The organism is Stutzerimonas stutzeri, from assembly GCF_002890895.1.
Lineage (GTDB): Bacteria > Pseudomonadota > Gammaproteobacteria > Pseudomonadales > Pseudomonadaceae > Stutzerimonas > Stutzerimonas stutzeri_AB.
Genome location: NZ_POUL01000004.1, coordinates 1 through 18,335 on the forward strand (window position 1 = coordinate 1; position 18,335 = coordinate 18,335).

General features: G+C 63.4%; 15 protein-coding genes and 1 pseudogene. 8 read left to right on the forward strand and 8 right to left on the reverse strand.

From position 1 onward, the window contains the following. A pseudogene (locus CXK96_RS08255) lies at positions 1–203 on the reverse strand (gamma-glutamyltransferase); the annotation flags it as partial. A gap of 429 nt (positions 204–632) precedes the next feature. On the opposite strand from CXK96_RS08255, the gene cysM reads away from it, so the two are divergent. The 6 genes from cysM to CXK96_RS20745 all read left to right on the forward strand — a co-directional run bounded on the left by cysM (position 633) and on the right by CXK96_RS20745 (position 7,704). After that, positions 633–1,532, forward strand: coding sequence for a cysteine synthase CysM (cysM, locus tag CXK96_RS08260; RefSeq protein WP_102836003.1), 900 nt, complete (start codon positions 633–635; stop codon positions 1,530–1,532). Positions 1,533–1,565: 33 nt separating this feature from the next. After that, positions 1,566–2,942: a 23S rRNA (uracil(1939)-C(5))-methyltransferase RlmD gene (rlmD, locus tag CXK96_RS08265; RefSeq protein WP_102836004.1), complete on the forward strand. Its 1,377-nt coding sequence runs from the start codon at positions 1,566–1,568 to the stop codon at positions 2,940–2,942. A gap of 100 nt (positions 2,943–3,042) precedes the next feature. Further along, positions 3,043–5,286 carry a GTP diphosphokinase gene (gene relA, locus CXK96_RS08270; protein ID WP_102836005.1) on the forward strand — a complete coding sequence of 748 codons (2,244 nt, stop codon included), beginning with the start codon at positions 3,043–3,045 and terminating at the stop codon, positions 5,284–5,286. Between the two features lie 475 nt (positions 5,287–5,761). Beyond that, a complete protein-coding gene (mazG, locus tag CXK96_RS08275) occupies positions 5,762–6,592 on the forward strand; it encodes a nucleoside triphosphate pyrophosphohydrolase (protein ID WP_102836006.1) in 831 nt (276 codons plus the stop codon). A 108-nt stretch (positions 6,593–6,700) separates the two neighbouring features. Then, positions 6,701–7,240, forward strand: a complete 540-nt coding sequence (locus CXK96_RS08280) for a DUF2058 domain-containing protein (protein WP_102836007.1) — start codon at positions 6,701–6,703, stop codon at positions 7,238–7,240. A 308-nt stretch (positions 7,241–7,548) separates the two neighbouring features. Further along, complete coding sequence (locus tag CXK96_RS20745; RefSeq protein WP_167369788.1) at positions 7,549–7,704, forward strand: hypothetical protein; 156 nt, start codon at positions 7,549–7,551, stop codon at positions 7,702–7,704. A gap of 6 nt (positions 7,705–7,710) precedes the next feature. On the opposite strand, the gene CXK96_RS08285 is transcribed toward CXK96_RS20745, so the two are convergent. Both CXK96_RS08285 and CXK96_RS08290 read right to left on the reverse strand, forming a co-directional pair. Next, positions 7,711–8,388 (reverse strand): phosphoribosyltransferase, encoded by a 678-nt coding sequence (locus CXK96_RS08285; protein WP_102836008.1) that lies wholly within the window; start codon positions 8,386–8,388, stop codon positions 7,711–7,713. Between the two features lie 3 nt (positions 8,389–8,391). Next, a complete protein-coding gene (locus tag CXK96_RS08290; protein WP_102836009.1) occupies positions 8,392–9,723 on the reverse strand; it encodes an erythromycin esterase family protein in 1,332 nt (443 codons plus the stop codon). A 184-nt stretch (positions 9,724–9,907) separates the two neighbouring features. Between CXK96_RS08290 and CXK96_RS08295 the strand changes: the two genes are divergently transcribed. Then, complete coding sequence (locus CXK96_RS08295) at positions 9,908–10,141, forward strand: hypothetical protein (RefSeq protein WP_102836010.1); 234 nt, start codon at positions 9,908–9,910, stop codon at positions 10,139–10,141. A gap of 5 nt (positions 10,142–10,146) precedes the next feature. On the opposite strand, the gene pdeM is transcribed toward CXK96_RS08295, so the two are convergent. The 5 genes from pdeM to CXK96_RS08320 form a co-directional block, all read right to left on the reverse strand. Continuing rightward, positions 10,147–10,803 (reverse strand): ligase-associated DNA damage response endonuclease PdeM, encoded by a 657-nt coding sequence (gene pdeM, locus CXK96_RS08300; protein ID WP_102836011.1) that lies wholly within the window; start codon positions 10,801–10,803, stop codon positions 10,147–10,149. Positions 10,804–11,062: 259 nt separating this feature from the next. Then, positions 11,063–13,681, reverse strand: coding sequence for a ligase-associated DNA damage response DEXH box helicase (locus CXK96_RS08305; RefSeq protein ID WP_102836012.1), 2,619 nt, complete (start codon positions 13,679–13,681; stop codon positions 11,063–11,065). Positions 13,682–13,829: 148 nt separating this feature from the next. Further along, positions 13,830–15,539: an ATP-dependent DNA ligase gene (locus CXK96_RS08310; RefSeq protein WP_102836013.1), complete on the reverse strand. Its 1,710-nt coding sequence runs from the start codon at positions 15,537–15,539 to the stop codon at positions 13,830–13,832. Positions 15,540–15,762: 223 nt separating this feature from the next. Beyond that, on the reverse strand, positions 15,763–16,779 hold the full coding sequence (locus CXK96_RS08315) for a ligase-associated DNA damage response exonuclease (protein WP_102836014.1): 1,017 nt from the start codon (positions 16,777–16,779) through the stop codon (positions 15,763–15,765). Positions 16,780–16,937: 158 nt separating this feature from the next. After that, the gene (locus CXK96_RS08320; protein WP_102836015.1) at positions 16,938–17,492 is read right to left on the reverse strand and encodes a hypothetical protein; all 555 of its coding nucleotides are present in this window, start codon (positions 17,490–17,492) and stop codon (positions 16,938–16,940) included. Positions 17,493–17,743: 251 nt separating this feature from the next. On the opposite strand from CXK96_RS08320, the gene CXK96_RS08325 reads away from it, so the two are divergent. Beyond that, positions 17,744–18,283, forward strand: a complete 540-nt coding sequence (locus CXK96_RS08325; RefSeq protein ID WP_102836016.1) for a DUF3087 domain-containing protein — start codon at positions 17,744–17,746, stop codon at positions 18,281–18,283. The last annotated feature ends 52 nt before the right edge of the window (positions 18,284–18,335 follow it).

The following is an 18,335-nucleotide window of genomic DNA, read 5'->3' on the forward strand; positions in this document are numbered from 1 at the left end:
AGAATCTCGTAGCCGGCTTCGGTTGCCAGCGGGTTGGCTGCGGCCACGGCGAAACGCTGAAAGGCCCAGCCGGGTTTGGCCGAGTAGCCGCTGGACGCCTCTGGCGCGGGCGGGATTTCGCTGGACGGGCGGTCCGGTTGAGTACAGGCGGTGAGGCTCAACAACAGTATCGAGGGAACCAGGGCAGCTCGTCCGACGTGCATGGGATGTTCCTTGTCTGGGGCGGAAGGAAAATATGTAACTGATTACAGACCTGGCAGGCTGTTAAAAAACGTCGGCGAGGCAGGCAAGACGAGGCAAAAGGAGCCGAAGATGCGGAGTTTGGTTGTACTAAATGAGCATTCTGAGGCTGCTTTTAACGATGTATTGCCAATGCAGGTAGTTTTTAAGCAACCTGCTTGATCACTGACCCCAGTTAGCCAAGCTTGATCGCTGCGGTTGGCAAAATCTTCGTACGTCCAATCTGCTGAGCCGTTCGTCTGCCTGCTTCGCCGAATGGGTAGGGCGTGGGGTGCATCGGCAGCCGTTTCGCGATGCCCGCCTGACCGAAGCAAGGGTATTGCGGTCTGCCCGTGGCCGATGGTTGCCGGTATCATGTGCGCCTCTCAAAGGCTGTGCGGTCCATCGAAGCCATGACAATTCAGTACCCGACCATCGCCGATTGCGTCGGCAACACCCCCCTGGTTCGCCTGCAGCGTCTGCCCGGCGAAACCAGCAACACCATCCTGGTAAAACTCGAAGGCAACAACCCGGCCGGCTCGGTCAAGGACAGGCCCGCGTTGTCGATGATCGCGCGGGCCGAAGCGCGGGGCGACATCAAGCCCGGCGATACGCTGATCGAAGCCACCTCCGGCAACACCGGCATCGCCCTGGCCATGGCCGCGGCGATCAAGGGCTACAAGTTCATCCTGATCATGCCGGACAACTCGAGCGCCGAGCGCAAGGCCGCCATGACCGCTTACGGCGCCGAACTGATTCTGGTGAGCAAGGATGAGGGCATGGAAGGTGCTCGCGACCTGGCGGTAAAGATGGCCGCGGAAGGGCGCGGCAAGGTGCTCGATCAGTTCGCCAATGGCGACAATCCTGAGGCCCACTTCACCAGTACCGGACCGGAACTGTGGCAGCAGACCCAGGGCAGCATCACCCACTTCGTCAGTTCGATGGGCACTACCGGCACCATCATGGGTGTGTCGCGCTACCTCAAGCAGCAAAACCCGGAGGTCCAGATCGTCGGCCTGCAACCCATGGAGGGCGCAGCTATTCCGGGCATTCGGCGCTGGCCGCAGGAATACCTGCCGAAGATCTATCAGGCCGAGCGCGTCGACCGCATCGTCGACATGGCTCAAGACGAGGCCGAGCACGTCATGCGGCGACTGGCCCGCGAAGAAGGCATCTTCTGCGGCGTGTCGTCAGGGGGTTCAGTGGCGGCGGCGCTGCGGCTGTCCAGGGAAGTCGAAAATGCGGTCATCGTGGCGATCATCTGCGACCGTGGCGATCGCTACCTGTCGACGGGCGTCTATGACCAGCCCTGATCGCGACATAACGCTGCAAGGCGGAACCTGCTGATGGCCAAGCGCAGTGGCGGTTTACGCTTCCAGCCCAGTGGTGGCGAGAAGAAGTCGCAGATTCCCACCGGCAAGAAGCAGCGGCTGAGCATCCAGCGGCTCGCCAACGATGGCCGCGGCATTGCCTTTCTCGACAACCGCACCTGGTTCGTCGAAGGCGCTTTGCCCGAAGAAGAGGTCGAGGCGCGCGTGCTCAATGCGCGCAGCCAGATTGTCGAAGCCCGCACCGAGCGGGTGATGGTCGCCAGCGCCCAGCGGCGTACCGAGCCTTGCCCACATGCTCGGGTATGCGGAGGCTGCACTCTGCAGCACCTGAGCGCAGCCGATCAGCTTGAATTGAAGCAACGGAGCCTGGCCGAGCAATTGTCCCGCGTGGGTTCTATCGAGCCGCAGCAATGGGCGGCTCCGCTCAGCGGGCCCGAATTTGGCTATCGCAGGCGCGCAAGGCTCGCCGTGCGCTGGGACAACAAGGCGCGACGCCTGGACGTCAAGGCGCGACGCCTGGACGTCGGCTTTCGCGCCAGCGCTAGCCAGGACATCATCGCGATCCGCGAATGCCCCGTGCTGGTACAGCCCTTGCAAACGCTGTTGCCGGCGCTGTTAGCCGTGTTGCATGAATTGGACAAGCCGCAGGCGATCGGTCACCTGGAGTTGTTCAGCGGGACTAGCGAAGTGGTGCTGGTGCGCCACACCGCTGCGCTGTTGCCAGACGATCTGCAGCGTTTCACCGCCTTCTCCAAAGCGCACGGCGTGCAGCTCTGGCTGCAAGGCGAGGATGCGCCGCAGCCGCTGGAGCCCGCTTACAGGCTGGGCTACCGCTTGTCGGCGTGGGATCTGGAGTTGTCCTGGCGACCCGGCGACTTCGTTCAGGTCAATGCGCCGGTGAACGAAGCAATGGTGGAGCAGGCGCTGGAATGGCTGGCACCGGAAGAGGGCGAGCGGGTGCTCGATCTATTCTGCGGGTTAGGTAACTTCAGTTTGCCGCTGGCGCGTAAAGGTGCACAGGTCGTGGCCATCGAAGGCGTTGGCGAAATGGTCGAGCGCGCCTGCACCAATGCGGAGCAAAACGGTCTTCACGGTGCGCACTTTTATCAGGCGGACCTGTCGAAGCCGCTTATTGATGCGCAGTGGGCCAAAGATGGTTTTGCAGCAGTCCTGCTCGATCCACCGCGTGACGGTGCCTTGGAAATAGTGCGGCAGATGACGACTTTAGGCGCACGGCGCGTTGTCTATGTTTCGTGCAATCCTGCAACGCTGGCGCGTGATGCTGCCGAGTTGATCGGCCAGGGCTATGAGCTGAAGCGGGCCGGCGTGCTGGATATGTTTCCGCAGACGGCGCACGTCGAGGCCATGGCGCTTTTCGAGCGGCCTGCGTAAGTCAGTTTCTTTTGACAGGCGATCGGCCTGTGGTTCAACCGACCGGCTCTTAGAAAGCCGGCGTATTCGACGCAGATGATGCGTAGAGGGAAGGTATTAGATGGTCCAGGTCAGAGCGCTTCAGCCGATCAACACCGACGGCAGCATCAACCTCGATGGCTGGCTCGATCACGTGCTGGTGATGGACCCGGCACTCGACCGCGACGCTCTCAAACAGGCCTGCGAGTTCGCCCGAACGGCGGAGCAGCAGGCCAACGCGGCACAGAACCTGTGGAGCGAAGGCACCTCCAGTTACCAGACCGGGCTGGAAATCGCCGAAATTCTCGCCGGCCTCAAACTCGATCAAGACAGCCTGGTGGCGGCGGTGATCTACCGCGGCGTGCGCGAAGGTAAGATCAAGCTCGCCGAGGTGCACCAGCACTTCGGCCCGGTGGTCGCCAAATTGATCGAGGGCGTGCTGCGCATGGCCGCCATCAGCGACAGCCTCAACCCGCGCGAGTCTCTGGTGCTGGGCACCCAGACCCAAGTGGAAAACCTGCGCAAGATGCTGGTGGCGATGGTCGACGATGTGCGGGTCGCGTTGATCAAGCTGGCCGAGCGGACTTGCGCCATCCGCGCGGTCAAGAATGCCGATGACGACAAACGTCATCGCGTCGCGCGGGAAGTATTCGATATATACGCGCCGCTGGCGCATCGGTTGGGCATCGGTCACATCAAGTGGGAACTGGAGGACCTGTCCTTCCGCTACCTCGAACCCGAGCAGTACAAACAGATCGCCCAGTTGCTGCACGAGCGCCGGTTGGACCGTGAGCACTACATCCAGAACGTCGTCCAGCAGCTGAAGGACGAACTGACAGCCACCGGGATTCACCCCGAAATCGACGGACGTGCCAAGCACATCTATTCGATCTGGCGAAAGATGCAGAAGAAAGGCCTGCAATTCAGCCAGATCTATGACGTTCGCGCCGTTCGCGTGCTGGTGCCCGAGGTCCGCGACTGCTACACCGCGCTGGGTATTGTGCACACCCTGTGGCGCCACATTCCCAAAGAGTTTGATGACTACATCGCCAACCCCAAGGAAAACGGCTACCGCTCGCTGCACACCGCTGTGCTCGGGCCGGAGGGCAAGGTTTTGGAGGTGCAGATCCGTACCCAGGCCATGCACGAGGAAGCCGAGCTGGGTGTTTGCGCGCACTGGCGGTACAAGGGCACCGACGTCAAGGCCACCTCGAACCACTACGAGGAGAAGATCTCCTGGCTGCGTCAGGTGCTCGAATGGCACGAAGAGCTGGGTGACATTGGCGGCTTGGCCGATCAGCTGCGCGTGGATATCGAGCCGGACCGCGTTTACGTGTTCACCCCGGACGGCCATGCCATCGATCTGCCCAAGGGCGCCACGCCGCTGGACTTCGCCTACCGCGTGCACACCGAAATCGGTCACAACTGCCGCGGTGCCAAGATCAACGGGCGCATAGTACCGCTCAACTACAGCCTGCAGACCGGTGAGCAGGTCGAGATCATCACCAGCAAGCAGGGCTCGCCGAGCCGCGACTGGCTGAACCCGAACCTGGGGTACATCACCACCTCGCGCTCGCGGGCGAAGATCGTTCATTGGTTCAAGCTGCAGGCCCGCGACCAGAACGTGGCGGCCGGCAAGGCGCTGCTGGAGCGCGAACTCGGACGCCTCGATCTGCCGCCGGTGGACTTCGACAAGCTGGCCGAAAAAGCCAATCTGAAGACCGCCGAAGACATGTTTGCCGCGCTGGGGGCAGGCGATCTGCGTCTGGCTCAGCTGGTCAATCATGCTCAGCAACTGGTTGAGCCCGATACCCATGATGATGACCAGCTCGAACTGATCCCCATACGCCCCAGCACCAAGCCTGGCAAGCGTGGCGACGTGCAGATCCAGGGTGTCGGTAATCTGCTCACGCAAATGGCGGGCTGCTGCCAGCCGTTGCCGGGCGATCCGATTGTTGGCTACATCACCCTGGGGCGCGGCGTCAGCATTCATCGCCAGGATTGCGCCTCGGTGCTGCAGCTGGCCGGGCGCGAGCCGGAGCGGATCATCCAGGTCAGCTGGGGGCCGATCCCCGAGAAAACCTATCCGGCTGACATCAGTATCCGGGCCTATGACCGTTCCGGTCTGCTTCGCGACGTCTCGCAGATCCTGCTCAACGAGCGGATCAACGTACTCGCGGTGAACACCCGCTCGAACAAGGAAGACAGTACGGCGCAGATGACGCTGACCATCGAGATCCCAGGGCTGGATGCGCTGGGGCGACTGCTCAGCCGGATATCGCAGCTGCCCAATATTATCGAGGCCAAGCGCCAGCGCACCTCCTGACCTGCTGCACTTGGCCATACGGCGTTGCAAGCTTGCTGAAAAATGCTCATTGGCAGAAGCCAACTCCGCTTTTTCAGCAAGCTTGCGCCTTGTCTGGCCTTCGCTCGCGACGGTCAGGTTGATGTACCGAGCTGCTTCGCTCGATCTGGCGTTGTTGAAGCCCAGCCGAAAAATGCTCATTGGCGAAAGCCAACTCCGCTTTTTCGGTTGGGCTTCGCCTAGCCAGCTCTTCGCCCGCGACGCTCGGGGCCGGACGCATGAATGAGGTGAGGCTACAGCCAACTCCGCTTTTTCAGCATGCTTGCGCCTTGTCTAGCCTTTGCCCGCGACGCTCGGGTCACTTGAAAAGCTGGTAACACCGTAGGGTGGATGTCGCTTTTTACATCCACCATGACGACGCTGCGGTGGATGGGTGGAGCGTCATCCACCCTACAATGGGCTCAGCTTCAATCTCAGGCTTTCACCGAGGAATGTCATGTACCAACTCAATGACCTGCTGCACCTGATGGCACGGCTGCGTGATCCGCAGCATGGCTGCCCGTGGGATCTGCAGCAGGACTACGCCAGCATCGTGCCGCATACCCTGGAAGAGGCCTACGAGGTGGCGGATGCCATCGAGAGCGGCGACTTCGAACATCTGCCCGGTGAGCTGGGTGACCTGCTGTTCCAGGTGGTCTATTACAGCCAGCTGGCGAAAGAAGAAGGGCGTTTCGAGTTTGACGCGGTGGTCGACGGTATCACTCGCAAGCTGTTGCGCCGGCATCCGCATGTGTTTCCCGACGGCGATCTGTACGGCTCGCCCGAGCTGCCCCGCCTCGATGAGGCAGCCATCAAGGTGCGGTGGGAGGAAATCAAGGCCGAGGAGCGCGCCGAGAAGGCCGCTGCGCCGGAGCAATTGTCACTGCTCGACGATGTGCCCAGCGCGCTGCCCGCACTGAGCCGCGCGGCCAAGTTGCAGAAGCGAACCGCTCAGGTTGGTTTCGACTGGCCGGATGCTCTGCCCGTGGTGGACAAGGTGCGTGAGGAGCTCGACGAAGTGCTCGAAGCCATGAGCGAAAACGACCCCGAAGCCATTGCGGAGGAGCTCGGCGATCTGTTGTTCGTCACGGTGAATCTGGCGCGGCACCTGAAGGTTGATCCGGAAAACGCTTTGCGTGCGGCCAACCAAAAATTCGAGCGCCGCTTCCGCTTTATCGAACAAGCCTTGCGGGAAAGCGGTCGACCCATCGAAGATTGCGACCTGGAGACGCTCGACGCGCTATGGGGCGAGGCCAAAAAAGCCGAAAAGATACCGACCTGCGGTTGATAGCCGGAGCCTGATCGTGGAAGTTGTCTGTGCCACGAAGCCGCTTGGTGAATCACGGTTGATCCACCCTTACGTCTAATTTGAACTCACGACGAGACGACCCGACACATGAGTCTTTCCCTTCGCGATCAGCTGCTCAAAGCCGGGCTGGTCAATGAAAAGCAGGCCAAACAGGCCGGCAAGCAACAGCAGAAACAGCAGCGTCTGGTGAAGAAAGGCCAGGCCGAACAGGACACCTCGCAGCGTGATGCGGCGCTGAAGGCTCATGCCGAAAAGCTGGCCCGCGACCAGGAGCTGAACCGTCAGCAGCAGGAAAAAGCCGAGCAGAAAGCCCGCACTGCGCAAGTCAAACAGCTGATCGAAGGCAGCCGGCTGCCCAAGCTGACCACCGAGGATTACTACAACTTCGTCGATGACAAGAAGGTCAAGCGCCTGTCAGTGAACAAGCTGATGCGCGACAAGCTCTCCAGCGGATCGCTGGCCATTGTCCGCCATGGCGGTGGTTACGAAGTGATCCCGCGTGAGGCGGCACTGAAGATTCAGGAGCGTGACCCGCGCCGCATCGTGCAGCTCAACGTCCAGACCGAAGCGCCGGACGCCGATGATCCCTACGCCGCCTACCAGATTCCTGATGATCTGATGTGGTAAGAGCCCATCGATCCTCGGTGTGGCCTAAGGCGTAATGCGGAGGCGGGCGACCTGTGCGCTGCCGTGAGAGGCACTATCCGTGGTTGGTGCGTTCTGCGCGCACGACCATTGCATAGCCGCCTCTGTAGGAGCCAGCTTGCTGGCGAATACGTGATCGCCACGAGCTAGCGCTTTTGGCGACTGCGCTTGCGGATGTAGCGGTTATAGGTGTTCCTGAGCCCCTCCGACGGAAGGACGGATTTATGCCCGTCTGGCAGCCTCTACTGCTATAGCCCAACCGGGCTTTCGGTTACAGCAGGAGGACTCAAATGGAAACCACACGTTATTCGGACGAGATCGATACGCTCAGCTGGCAAGCCCAGGGGGTGCCAGGCGACCCCGAAGAGCCTGGCGTGCCGGATTTGCCCAGTGAGCCCGGCGAACCGACGATCCCGGATCAGCCGCCGCCAGATCCGGTAGCCTGACAGCCGCTACAACCCGGGCTGGCCAGACGCCCGTGCGAGCAGGTCGACGACCTGCTCGTCGCTGGTCTGCTCGAAGTTGCGGTAATGGCAGCCGACGCCAATGAACGGTTCGGGCATTGCCAGGCAAATCAGCTCGTCCACGTCCGCTCTGAGCATCTCGATTACATCCCGTGGACCCACCGGCACAGCCAGTACCACGCGGCTGGGTTTCGACTGCTTCAATCCCTTTAGCGCCGCCCGAACCGTAGCGCCGGTAGCGATGCCATCGTCGATGACGATGACACAACGATCAGCGATTACCGGGGCAGGTCGTTCGCCACAATAGCGATGGCGACGGCGTTCCAGTTCGGTCAGCTGGCGCTGCATCTCCTCTTCGAACCAGTTCGGAGGCGGCGCAATCTGGTTGAACAGTTCCTGATTGATCACCCACTTCGGTTCGGCCCCGTCGATCACCGCGCCCAGCGCCAGTTCCTCGTTGCCGGGCGCGCCAATCTTGCGTACCAGCACCAGATCCAGTGGCGCGCCGAGACGCTGCGCCACTTCGAAGGCCACCGGAACCCCGCCGCGCGGCAGGGCAAGCACCAGCGGCTGCGCTTCTGCCAGGTGATGCAGGGCTTCGGCCAGCTCTTGGCCGGCATGGGTACGATCGCGAAACAGTTGGGATTCGGGCATGTAGGCGCGCATGGCTCACTCTCCGAATGGGTAGGTATCCGGAACGCTCTGGTCGTCGATCTGCTGCGGGCCGATCGGCTGGACCGCGTTGGTCTGTTCGAACCAGAGCAGTGCGTCGAACTGTTCTGAAAGTATGGCCTGAAAATAATGACTCTGACGCTCAGTGGCCGGACGGTAGATCACGCCGATTGCGCGCTCCAGACGGGGACGCGCCAGCGCCTCGCGCAGCGGTGTGTCATCGCGCCAGCTGGTCAGCGAGGCAGGCAACCCGGCGCGCAGAAACAATTGCTCCCAGCTGTCCGGGCGCGACGGGCGAACCTGCTGAATCTGCATGGGTTCGTCCCAGTTGTCGGCGGCGGCCACCAGGCCACGATCGGTGCCCATGCCCAGCAGCACCGCATCTCGCCCGAATGCGGTGCGGCAGAGTTCGCCGATATTGAATTCGCCGCCCCAGCCCATGGAGGTCGAAGCGGCATTGCCGATGTGCGAATTGTGCGCCCAGACCACCGCCTTGGCGTCATCGCCGCGATGCTTCAGCAGGGCCTGCAGCGTGTCGAACATGTGCCGGTCGCGCAGGTTCCAGGACTCAGCAGAGCCTTGGTACATGGCGCGGTAGTACTGCTCCGCAGCGAGCACGACGCGGGCATTCTGCTCGGCATTGAAGAAGCTGCAGCCGTCTTTTTTCATGTACTCGAGCCGCTGGTCGAGCAACGCGCGCAACTGTTCGACTACCGCGGCCTCGCAGGACGGTTCGCCGCGCATCACGTTGTGGCCGTAGACTGCCGGTTCGTCGTGCCATGGACTGAGGCAGCCATATCGACGCCGCGCGGTCGCGGCAGCGTCCGGGTCGACCCGGTCGAGATAGCCGAGCACCTCCTGGATCGAAGCGCCCATGCTGTAGACGTCCAGCCCGCGAAACTCGACTCGACGCTCGGCAGGCTGGGCATCGTTGTGGCCGCGCAGCCAGCGGGCGAAGTCGGCGACTTCCTGGTTACGCCACATCCAGGTCGGAAAGCGCTTGAAGCCTTCCTCGACCCAGGCCGGAGGCTGCTGCTGGCGAACGTAGCGGTCGATCTTCGCCGCATCCGGCCAGTCGGCTTCGGCCGCGACGATGGTAAAGCCGTGGCGCTCGATCAAACGGCGGGTGATGGCTGCTCGGGCCCGGTAGAACTCCGAAGTGCCGTGGCTGGCTTCGCCGATCAACACCACCCGCGCATCAGCAAACTGGTCGAAGGCATCGGCAAACGCTGGGTCATCAATGCCGGGCAATACGGTTGCGCTGCGGCGCAACAGCTCGACCAGCTGCTCCTCGGTCGTTTCTTTAGGTCGTGGGCGCGATTGATTCATGGCCTCGTCTCCTGTTCGCCTTTTTAGGATGACCTACGGTGTATAGCCCCGTTCAGACCGTCCGGCGGCTGATTCAACAAGCACAAGCGGCAGAACTGAATGCGAGGGACTAGTCTCTAAACAAAGCGACGCCAATCTCGGCGAGCGAGTTTCCGCTGAAGGCGCTAAGACACGAGGGGCACCTATGACGACCTGGATCATCGCTTACAGCAAAGACGGCAATACCTCCATTTTGCGGACCGAATCCGATCGCCAGCCGGATATAGATGAGGCAGTTGAGCTGGTAACCCGAAAGGCCGAGCAGGATTATGCCGGTGAGGAGGATGCCTACGAGGTGGACCCGGACGTCGAACAGACACCCGCCACACGCCTGGCTCAGCGCTTCGGCATCACCGTAACCGGTATATCCCAGGCCTGATTGGCTCAGGCCACCTGCCACACACCATCATCCCCAGCCACGAACAGGCGCCGGCCCGGGTCGGCGCCCACCTCCATCATTCCGGTAAAGCTGCCGAACGCCGGCAGCAGGCTGAGGCGTGCGCCGATGCAGAAGCAAGGCAGGCGCAACGACTGCCGGCCGCGCCCGTGCAGGCGAAATGCAGGGTGAAGATGACCGGCGAGGACATGGTGAGTGGCGTGCGGCTCCGGCTCGTGCTGCAGGGCAAAGGGACCGAGCAGCAGGGGTTCGGGGACGACTGTCATCTCCAGACTCGCCGGTGGATCGCCTGCGCGGCGGTCGTGGTTGCCGCGAATCAAGGTGATCGCCAGGCCGGGATGCGTCGCGCGCCATGCCTGCAGCTGGCTCAGCGTGGCAGGCGTTTGCGATTCCGGTGCATGGAGGAAGTCGCCCAGAAAGATCAGCTGTGTGCAGCGGTAACGCGCCAGCAGCGCGTCGAGTCGTTGCAGGTTGGCCTGGGTGGTGCCGTGGGGCACCGGCTGGCCCAGACGTCGGTAGGCGGCGGCTTTGCCGATATGAATATCGGCAATCAGCAACGCCTGCTGTTGCGGCCAGTAGATGGCCTTGTCGGCCAGTAACCAGAGTTCGGTCTGTTCGAGTTCGATGGAGAGGTGCGAGGTCATGCGCGGAGTCTATCGCGCGTGCGGGGTCGATCCCACTGAGGCGCTGAATCTCGAGTGCGTTCGCGTGGTTGCAGGTACTGCCATCTCATCCGGTAACACTGCGAAGACCTGTTGTCAGTTGAGAGCTTTTCAGTGGGGGCGAGCTTGCTCGCGAAGCTCAAGCTCTGTCCCTGCAGCGCACCTCTGTTGTGTCGAACCTGCTGGTGAAGGTCGGCGGGTTGATGCAGACACGAGGCTGTTGAACGAGAGGTGGCAGGGTTTACAAGCGAGATGACCTTGCTTTTTTCACCCTGGGTGTGCCGTCCTTGGTCGCGCGCGGTTTGCGCTTCGCGCTCGTCTCCCGCTCAACGGCAATGCTAGCGCCTGCTTCCGGCTGATAGCCGCCGGGACCTGCGGCCTTGTCCAGTTCGGCGACCATCCGGCGAATGCGGTCGGCGAGCTTTTCCGAAGTCAGGCTTTCGCGGAAGCGCTCGACCATCAAGGGAAAGGCGAGGGGCGTGGTGCGTTTCACAACGTGAACGTCCAGCTCGCGCTGCTGCAAGCGGTTCAGGGTCTGCTCCAGCCGCTCGACCTCCAGTTCCTGGCGCAGCACCTCTTCCTCGGCCTGGGTCAGCAGCAGGTTGGCCGGGTCGTACTGGCGGAAGACGTCGAAGAACAACCCACTGGAGGCCTGCAGCTGGCGCGCGCTTTTCTGCGCGCCGGGATAACCGGAAAACACCAGCCCCGCGATGCGTGCGATTTCGCGAAAGCGCCGGCGGGCCAGCTCACCAGCGTTGAGGCTGGCTAGCACGTCGTGCAGCAATTTGTCCTGGCTGAACAGCGCGGGCGTCAGCCACTGCAGCCAGTCCACCTCGGTTGCCGAGAGCAGTTCGAAGCCGTAGTCGTTCACGGCGATGGAAAAGGTCAGCGGCTGGCGCTGGGCCATCCGCCAGGCCAGCAGGCTGGCCAGCCCCAGATGCACGTGTCGACCGGCGAAGGGATAGAGAAACAGGTGCCAGCCCTCGCGAGACTTCATCACTTCGGCCAGCAACGTGGTTTCGGTGGGCAGCGCTGACCAGTCCAACTGCACGCGCAGCAGCGGCTCGACCAGCTGCATCTCGGCACTCTCGAACCGACCGCGTGAAGCGGCGCCGAGTTGCTCGACCACCGCATCGGCCAGTTCGCTGGAGAGCGGCATGCGCCCGCCGTTCCAGCGCGGCACAGCGGCTTTCTTGCCGGTGGCGCGGCTGACGTAGGCGGTCATGTTCTCGACTCGCACCAGCTCCAGCAGGCGCCCGCCGAAGAGGAAATTGTCGCCCGGTCGCAGTCGGGCAATGAAACCTTCCTCGATGGTGCCCAGTGACCGGCCGCTGCCACCCTTGGCCCAGAACTTCACCGTCAGGCTGGCGTCGCTGACGATGGTGCCGATACTCATGCGATGGCGAAGCGCGACGCGGCGGCTGGGGACTTTCCAAAGTCCGGTCTCGTCCGGCTCGACGCGCTGATAGTCCGGGTAGGCCGTCAACGAATGCCCGCCATGACGCACGAAGGCCAGCGCCCATTGCCAGTGGTCGTCGGTGAGTTCGCGATAGGACCAGGCCTGGCGCACTTCGGCAAACAATTCGTCGGGCCGGAATCCCCCGCCGAGGGCCATGCTGACGAGGTGTTGCACCAGCACATCGAGAGGGCGATGCGGGGCGCTCCGGGCTTCAATGCGGCGTTCGGCGATGGCGACCTGGGCGGCTGCAGCTTCGACGACTTCGACGCTGTGGGTTGGCACCAGCGTGACCCGCGACGTCCGGCCGGGTGCGTGACCGGAGCGACCGGCGCGCTGCATCAGGCGCGCCACGCCTTTGGGCGAGCCGATCTGCAGCACCCGCTCGACAGGCAGAAAGTCGACCCCGAGATCGAGACTCGAGGTACAGACGACCGCCTTCAGCGCGCCTTGCTTGAGGCCCAGCTCAACCCAGTCGCGCACCTCGCGTGCTAGCGATCCGTGGTGCAGCGCGATCAGTCCGGCCCAGTCTGGGCGCGCCTCGAGAAGCGCCTGATACCAGATCTCGGATTGTGAGCGGGTGTTGGTGAACACCAGCGTAGTGGCAGCCGAATCGATCTGCTCGACCACCTGCGGCAGCATGCGCAGCCCGAGATGACCGGCCCAGGGAAAGCGCTCGATGCTCGGCGGTAGCAACGTGTCGACGCGCAGATCCTTGTCGACCTTGCCCTGTACCAGCTTGCCGGTGCCCGGGTGTAGCAGCACGTCCAGCGCGTGCGGTTGGTTGCCCAAGGTGGCCGAGAGCCCCCAGACAATCAGCTCCGGCATCCACTGACGCAGCCGGGCCAGCGCCAGTTGCAGTTGCACGCCACGCTTGTTGCCGAGCAGTTCGTGCCACTCATCCACTACCAGCATGCGCAAGCCGGCGAAAGCCTGGCGCGCGTCGACCCGCGTCAGTAGCAGGGTGAGGCTTTCCGGCGTGGTGACCAGCGCGCTTGGCAACCTCCGACCCTGGCGCGCACGCTCGGCACCGCTGGTGTCGCCGGTGCGCAGGCCGATGCTCCAGTTGATATCCAAATCATCCAGCGGGGCTTGCAGGGCGCGGGCCGTGTCGGCGGCCAAGGCACGCATGGGGGTGATCCAGAGGACGGTGAGCGGGGCGGGTTTGTCCGCCGAACTGGCGCGCGCCTGCGGCTTGTCGGCGGACGTATCTGCGCCTGGTGCAGCGAAACGATTGAGCGCTCCAAGCCAAACGGCGTAGGTTTTGCCGGAGCCGGTGGTGGCATGGAGCAGGCCGGATTCACCCTCATGGACCGCTTGCCAGACCTGTTGTTGGAAAGGGGACGGCTGCCAATCGCGCGTGGCGAACCAGTGTTCGGCAAGGGAGGCGGGCGGCGCCCTCATGCCTCGCTCTCCGCTCGATTCATGCAAAGGCCTAGCTTCGGCTTTATGTAGGAGCGAGCTTGCTCGCGAATTGGCGATTCGCGGGTGGTGAGGTTCGCCGGCAAGCCAGCACCTGCGCATGGCAGCCTGGCTTCTCCCGTGCGTCGGATCATCCCAGCAATTCCTTCAGCGTCTCCAGCGTATCGGCCTCAGCCACCGGCTTGTCGAGGCGCCAGCGCAGCATGCGCGGAAAGCGCACGGCGATGCCGCTTTTGTGTCGGCTGCTGGCGGCGATGCCTTCAAAGCCCAGCTCGAACACCAGCGTCGGCGTCACGCTGCGAACGGGGCCGAACTTCTCCACGGTGGTCTTGCGCACGATGGCGTCGACCTTGCGCATCTCGTCGTCGGTCAGCCCGGAATAGGCCTTGGCGAACGGCACCAACTTGCGCGCCGGATCGCCCGGTTCACCGTCCCATACCGCAAAGGTGTAGTCGGTATAGAGACTGGCGCGTCGACCATGACCGCGCTGGGCGTAGATCAACACAGCGTCGACCGAGTACGGATCCATTTTCCACTTCCACCAGACACCGACATCCTTGGTCCGGCCGACGCCGTACTGTGCGGCGCGGGCCTTGATCATCATGCCCTCTACGCCAAGCGCGCGTGACGCCTCGCGCTGGCGTGCTAGGTCAGCCCAACCGCTGCCAGTGACCAGCGGCGAAAGCATCAGCCGGGGGTTGGGGCATTGCCCGACCACCGTTTCAAGCTGTTGCCGGCGCTCACGATGTTCGCGTTGCCGCCAGTCATCGCCTTGCCATTCCAACAGGTCGTAGGCGAGCACCGCGACCGGGGCGTCCTGCAGCACCTTTGCGGTCAGGTTCTTGCGCCCGATACGCTGCTGTAACAGCGCGAAGGGCTGCACGCCGAAGCGCTCGGTTGCATCGGTGTCACCGCCTTCCGGTTGCTTGAAGAGTTCTTGCTTCGGCTCGCCGAGTGCGTGCTTCCAGACCAGAATCTCGCCGTCGATCACGGTGCCGTCAGGTAGGCAGCCGGCCAGTTCGCAGAGTTCCGGAAAGCGCTCGCTGACCAGCTCTTCGCCACGGGACCAGACCCAGATCTGCCCGTCGCGCTTGACCAGCTGGGCGCGAATGCCGTCCCACTTCCATTCGATGAACCAGTTCTCCGGTGCGCCGAGCAGGGTGTCGAATTCCTCGACAGGTGCCTGCAGCGGGTGGGCAAGAAAGAAGGGATAGGGCTGGCCGCCGCGCTGGGCGTGTTCGTGCTCGGATTCGTCGGCGATCAGCGCGCGGTAGCCCTCGGCGCTGGGGCGATGCGACAGATCGGTGTAACCCACCAGCCGCTGCGCCACGCGTTTGGGATCGAGATCGGCCAGCGAGGCCAGCCCGCGGGTAACCAGCAGCTTCGACACGCCGACGCGAAAGGCGCCGGTGATCAGCTTGACGCAGACCATCAGGCTGAGCCGGTCGAGCTGTGTCCATAGCGCGGGTAATCGCTCGGCCAGTTCTTCCGGCGGCAGGCCGCGCAATGGCAGCAGCTTGTCCTGCATCCACACGGCCAGCCCGTCGTCGGAGCTGTGTTCGGCCTCGGGCATCAGCAGCGAGATGGTTTCAGCCATGTCGCCAACCGCCTGGTAGCTCTCCTCGAACAACCATTCCGGCAGCGCCGAGGCCTGCATGGCGGTCTCGCGCAGCACGCGGGTCGGCACCAGTTGGCGCGGTCGGCCGCCGGCCAGGAAGTACACCGCCCAGGCGGCGTCGGCCGGGTCGGCGTCGCGAAAGTAGTCCCGCATCGCGGCGAGCTTGGCGTTGCTCGAGGTGGTGGCGTCGAGGCGGCTGTAGAGGGTGGCGAAGGCTTTCATATGGCGCCTCCGTGCCGGCGTGGTGCGGCCGGTTCGCGAGCAAGCTCGCTCCTACAGGTCTGGCGTCGTGCTGCTACGCGGGTGCTCTTCTGTAGGAGCCAGCTTGCTGGCGAACCGTGGCGACGCGAAGGATCCGGTTCGCGAGCAATCTCGCATCTGCAAGGAAAGTCTGGTGGTTCCGCAACGGTATCTTTCGGCATGTAGTGTAGGGCCAGGCTGAGGATCATTCGGCCTCCTGAGTCGTGGCGTCGTCCTCGTCGCCGTACTCGGTCTCGAAGGCCTGGGCGTCGAGGCCGCGCATCTCTCGCAGGTAACGGACCAGAATCGGCACGGAGCCGTGGGTCACCATCACCCGCTCGGCGCCGGTCTGCTCGATGGCCCAGAGCAGGCCGGGCCAGTCGGCGTGATCGGAGAGCACGAAGCCGCGATCGACCCCGCGCCGACGACGGGTGCCGCGCAGCATCATCCAGCCACTGGCAAAGGCGTCGGCATAGTCACCGAAGCGACGCATCCAGGTGCTTCCACCCGCCGAGGGAGGGGCGAGGATGATGGCGTGCTTCAGGCGCGGGTCGCCTTTTTTCAGGTCGCCGGCATAAACGGTTGGCGGCAGGTAAACACCGCCTTCGCGGTAGACCTTGTTCAGCGGCTCCACCGCGCCGTGGACCACGATGGTGCCGATGCTTTCGTCCAGGCCGTGCAGGATGCGCTGCGCCTTGCCGAAGGCGTAGCAGAACAGCACGCTCGCGCGCCCGGCGGCGGCGTTGGCGCGCCACCAGTCGTTGATCTCACGGAACACCTGAGCCTGTGACGGCCACCTGTAGATCGGCAGGCCGAAGGTCGATTCAGTGATGAAGGTGTGACAGCGCACCGGCTCGAAGGGCGCACAGGTACCGTCCGGCTCGACTTTGTAGTCGCCCGATGCGACCCAGACTTCGCCCTTGTATTCCAGTCGCACCTGGGCCGAGCCGAGCACGTGACCGGCAGGGTGGAAGCTGAGCTTTACACCGTGATGATCGACGGATTCGCCGTAGGCCAGCGTCTGCAATGGCATGTCGGCGGCGATGCGCGAACGGAGTATGCCTTCGCTGTCGCGAGAGGCCAGATAGTGGCCCATACCCCAGCGTGCGTGGTCGCCGTGGGCGTGAGTGATGACGGCGCGATCGACCGGGCGCCAGGGATCGATGTAGAAATCACCGGGTGGGCAGTAGAGGCCTTCGGGGCGGGCAACGACAAGGTCCATGAGTGAGCGGCACTTTGCGGGCTTGTAAGGTTGGAGCCCGGGTCGGCGTTGGGAGTTCGCCCGCAAGGTCGCGTCGGTGATCTTGAGCCCACCCTACAGGGCCGGGAGGGCGCCTCTGTTCAGGTGGGTTAGGGGAAAGTAATCCAGCAGGGCGGGGATCAGTCCACCAGCTTCAGGTGAGAGGTGTCCGGCACCGGCGCATCGCTGGCACGGCGCCGTTCACCCATGTCGCTGCCCACCGGCGCCAGGCTGAACTGGGACAGGTCCACGGGCGGTGCCTTGGGCTCGGGTTGTGCGTCCTGCAGGTCCACGCCGACCGGCGCGATGCCGAAGTCCGGCGCCTCGACGTCGACGAACGCAGCCATGTATTCGTCCCGTGGGGCCACCTTCAAGGGTTGAGGCGACGCCTGAGCGGCGGAAGCCAGCGGTGCAGGGGCCGGGTCTTCCGACGGTGGCGGGGCGAGCTCGATTTCCTCTACCTCAACGGGCATCGGGCGGACCTCGGCGATGGCGCCGGCGCGCGCCATGGCCTGGCGGTACTTCTCGACGCTGGCGTGGTCCAGGTCCTGCTTGATCACGATTCGCCGACCGGAAAACAGCACGGCGATGCGCTGGGCGTCGGCCTGAAACAGGCGAGTCAGGTTGGCCTCGACCTGCTCCAGCTTGGCGCCCGGAGCGAGTTCGCCGGAAAACGATATTTCATAGCGGCTCATGAGGAGGTCCTTTTGGCGGCCGAAGGTGGGATGCGCTGATCATAGAGCCTGGTACGGGCGCTTGAAAGCCGGGGGGTCCGCTGCGCTGTCTGTGCTGCGACGGCGTTGGCATGCCGAGCTGTAAGCCTCGATAGTGGTCGGCGGCAGGCGATACAAAGGCTGTCCCGCGTCAGCTGCTCGATGATTGGCTGGGTGATAATGCCGCGCCCGTCGGCACTCTATTACCTGCCCAGCCCAAGGATCGCGAACTCATGGTGGTATTCGAAATCAAGTCGCTCAGCCCGGAAACCTACAGGCAACAGACGCGACGCAGCACGCTAGTTGTCGCCGTGACCTTCGCAGTGCTGGCGATGGGGCTGGCGACCCTGGCCGTTGCGCTGTTCGGCGAGACGGGGGCCGATAACCTGAAGTGGAACATCGCAGGGGTCGTGGCTGGTTTGCTGCTTACTGCAGCATTGGTGCGTTCTGTCTATCTCAAGCAGCCGTGGATGTCCTGCGCGGCTTACGGTTGGCGTCTCAAGCGCAGCCTGATGAGTGTTACCAATGTCATGCACCATGTCACGGCGGGCGTGGCGGCGGATGATCTCGAAGCGATCAAGCTGCTGCGCTTCTATCATCTCGGGCTAACGCAGATGCATCAGCTCGATGGCAACAGCGCCTCGCTCAGCGAAGTGATAGGGGAAATCAATCAGCATCGAGAGTTGATGGAAGCGCGCGGAATGGATACCGATCAGAGCCGCCTGGATGACGCCTGGCTGGCCGCCGTGAAGCGTTTCCCTGCAGGAAAGTAATCCGGGAAAGCGGTTCGCCAATGGAGTGGGCCGATGCTACCCATCCGGCCAC

Excerpts from the sequence above, each read along its gene's own strand:
- relA (WP_102836005.1), top strand. The coding sequence starts at position 3,043 with ATGGTCCAGGTCAGAGCGCTTCAGCCGATCAACACCGACGGCAGCATC.
- CXK96_RS08315 (WP_102836014.1), bottom strand. The coding sequence starts at position 16,779 with ATGGACCTTGTCGTTGCCCGCCCCGAAGGCCTCTACTGCCCACCCGGT.
- CXK96_RS08285 (WP_102836008.1), bottom strand. The coding sequence starts at position 8,388 with ATGCGCGCCTACATGCCCGAATCCCAACTGTTTCGCGATCGTACCCAT.
- CXK96_RS08295 (WP_102836010.1), top strand. The coding sequence starts at position 9,908 with ATGACGACCTGGATCATCGCTTACAGCAAAGACGGCAATACCTCCATT.
- pdeM (WP_102836011.1), bottom strand. The coding sequence starts at position 10,803 with ATGACCTCGCACCTCTCCATCGAACTCGAACAGACCGAACTCTGGTTA.
- rlmD (WP_102836004.1), top strand. The coding sequence starts at position 1,566 with ATGGCCAAGCGCAGTGGCGGTTTACGCTTCCAGCCCAGTGGTGGCGAG.
- CXK96_RS20745 (WP_167369788.1), top strand. The coding sequence starts at position 7,549 with ATGGAAACCACACGTTATTCGGACGAGATCGATACGCTCAGCTGGCAA.
- CXK96_RS08280 (WP_102836007.1), top strand. The coding sequence starts at position 6,701 with ATGAGTCTTTCCCTTCGCGATCAGCTGCTCAAAGCCGGGCTGGTCAAT.
- CXK96_RS08310 (WP_102836013.1), bottom strand. The coding sequence starts at position 15,539 with ATGAAAGCCTTCGCCACCCTCTACAGCCGCCTCGACGCCACCACCTCG.
- CXK96_RS08305 (WP_102836012.1), bottom strand. The coding sequence starts at position 13,681 with ATGAGGGCGCCGCCCGCCTCCCTTGCCGAACACTGGTTCGCCACGCGC.
- cysM (WP_102836003.1), top strand. The coding sequence starts at position 633 with ATGACAATTCAGTACCCGACCATCGCCGATTGCGTCGGCAACACCCCC.
- CXK96_RS08320 (WP_102836015.1), bottom strand. The coding sequence starts at position 17,492 with ATGAGCCGCTATGAAATATCGTTTTCCGGCGAACTCGCTCCGGGCGCC.
- CXK96_RS08290 (WP_102836009.1), bottom strand. The coding sequence starts at position 9,723 with ATGAATCAATCGCGCCCACGACCTAAAGAAACGACCGAGGAGCAGCTG.
- mazG (WP_102836006.1), top strand. The coding sequence starts at position 5,762 with ATGTACCAACTCAATGACCTGCTGCACCTGATGGCACGGCTGCGTGAT.
- CXK96_RS08325 (WP_102836016.1), top strand. The coding sequence starts at position 17,744 with ATGGTGGTATTCGAAATCAAGTCGCTCAGCCCGGAAACCTACAGGCAA.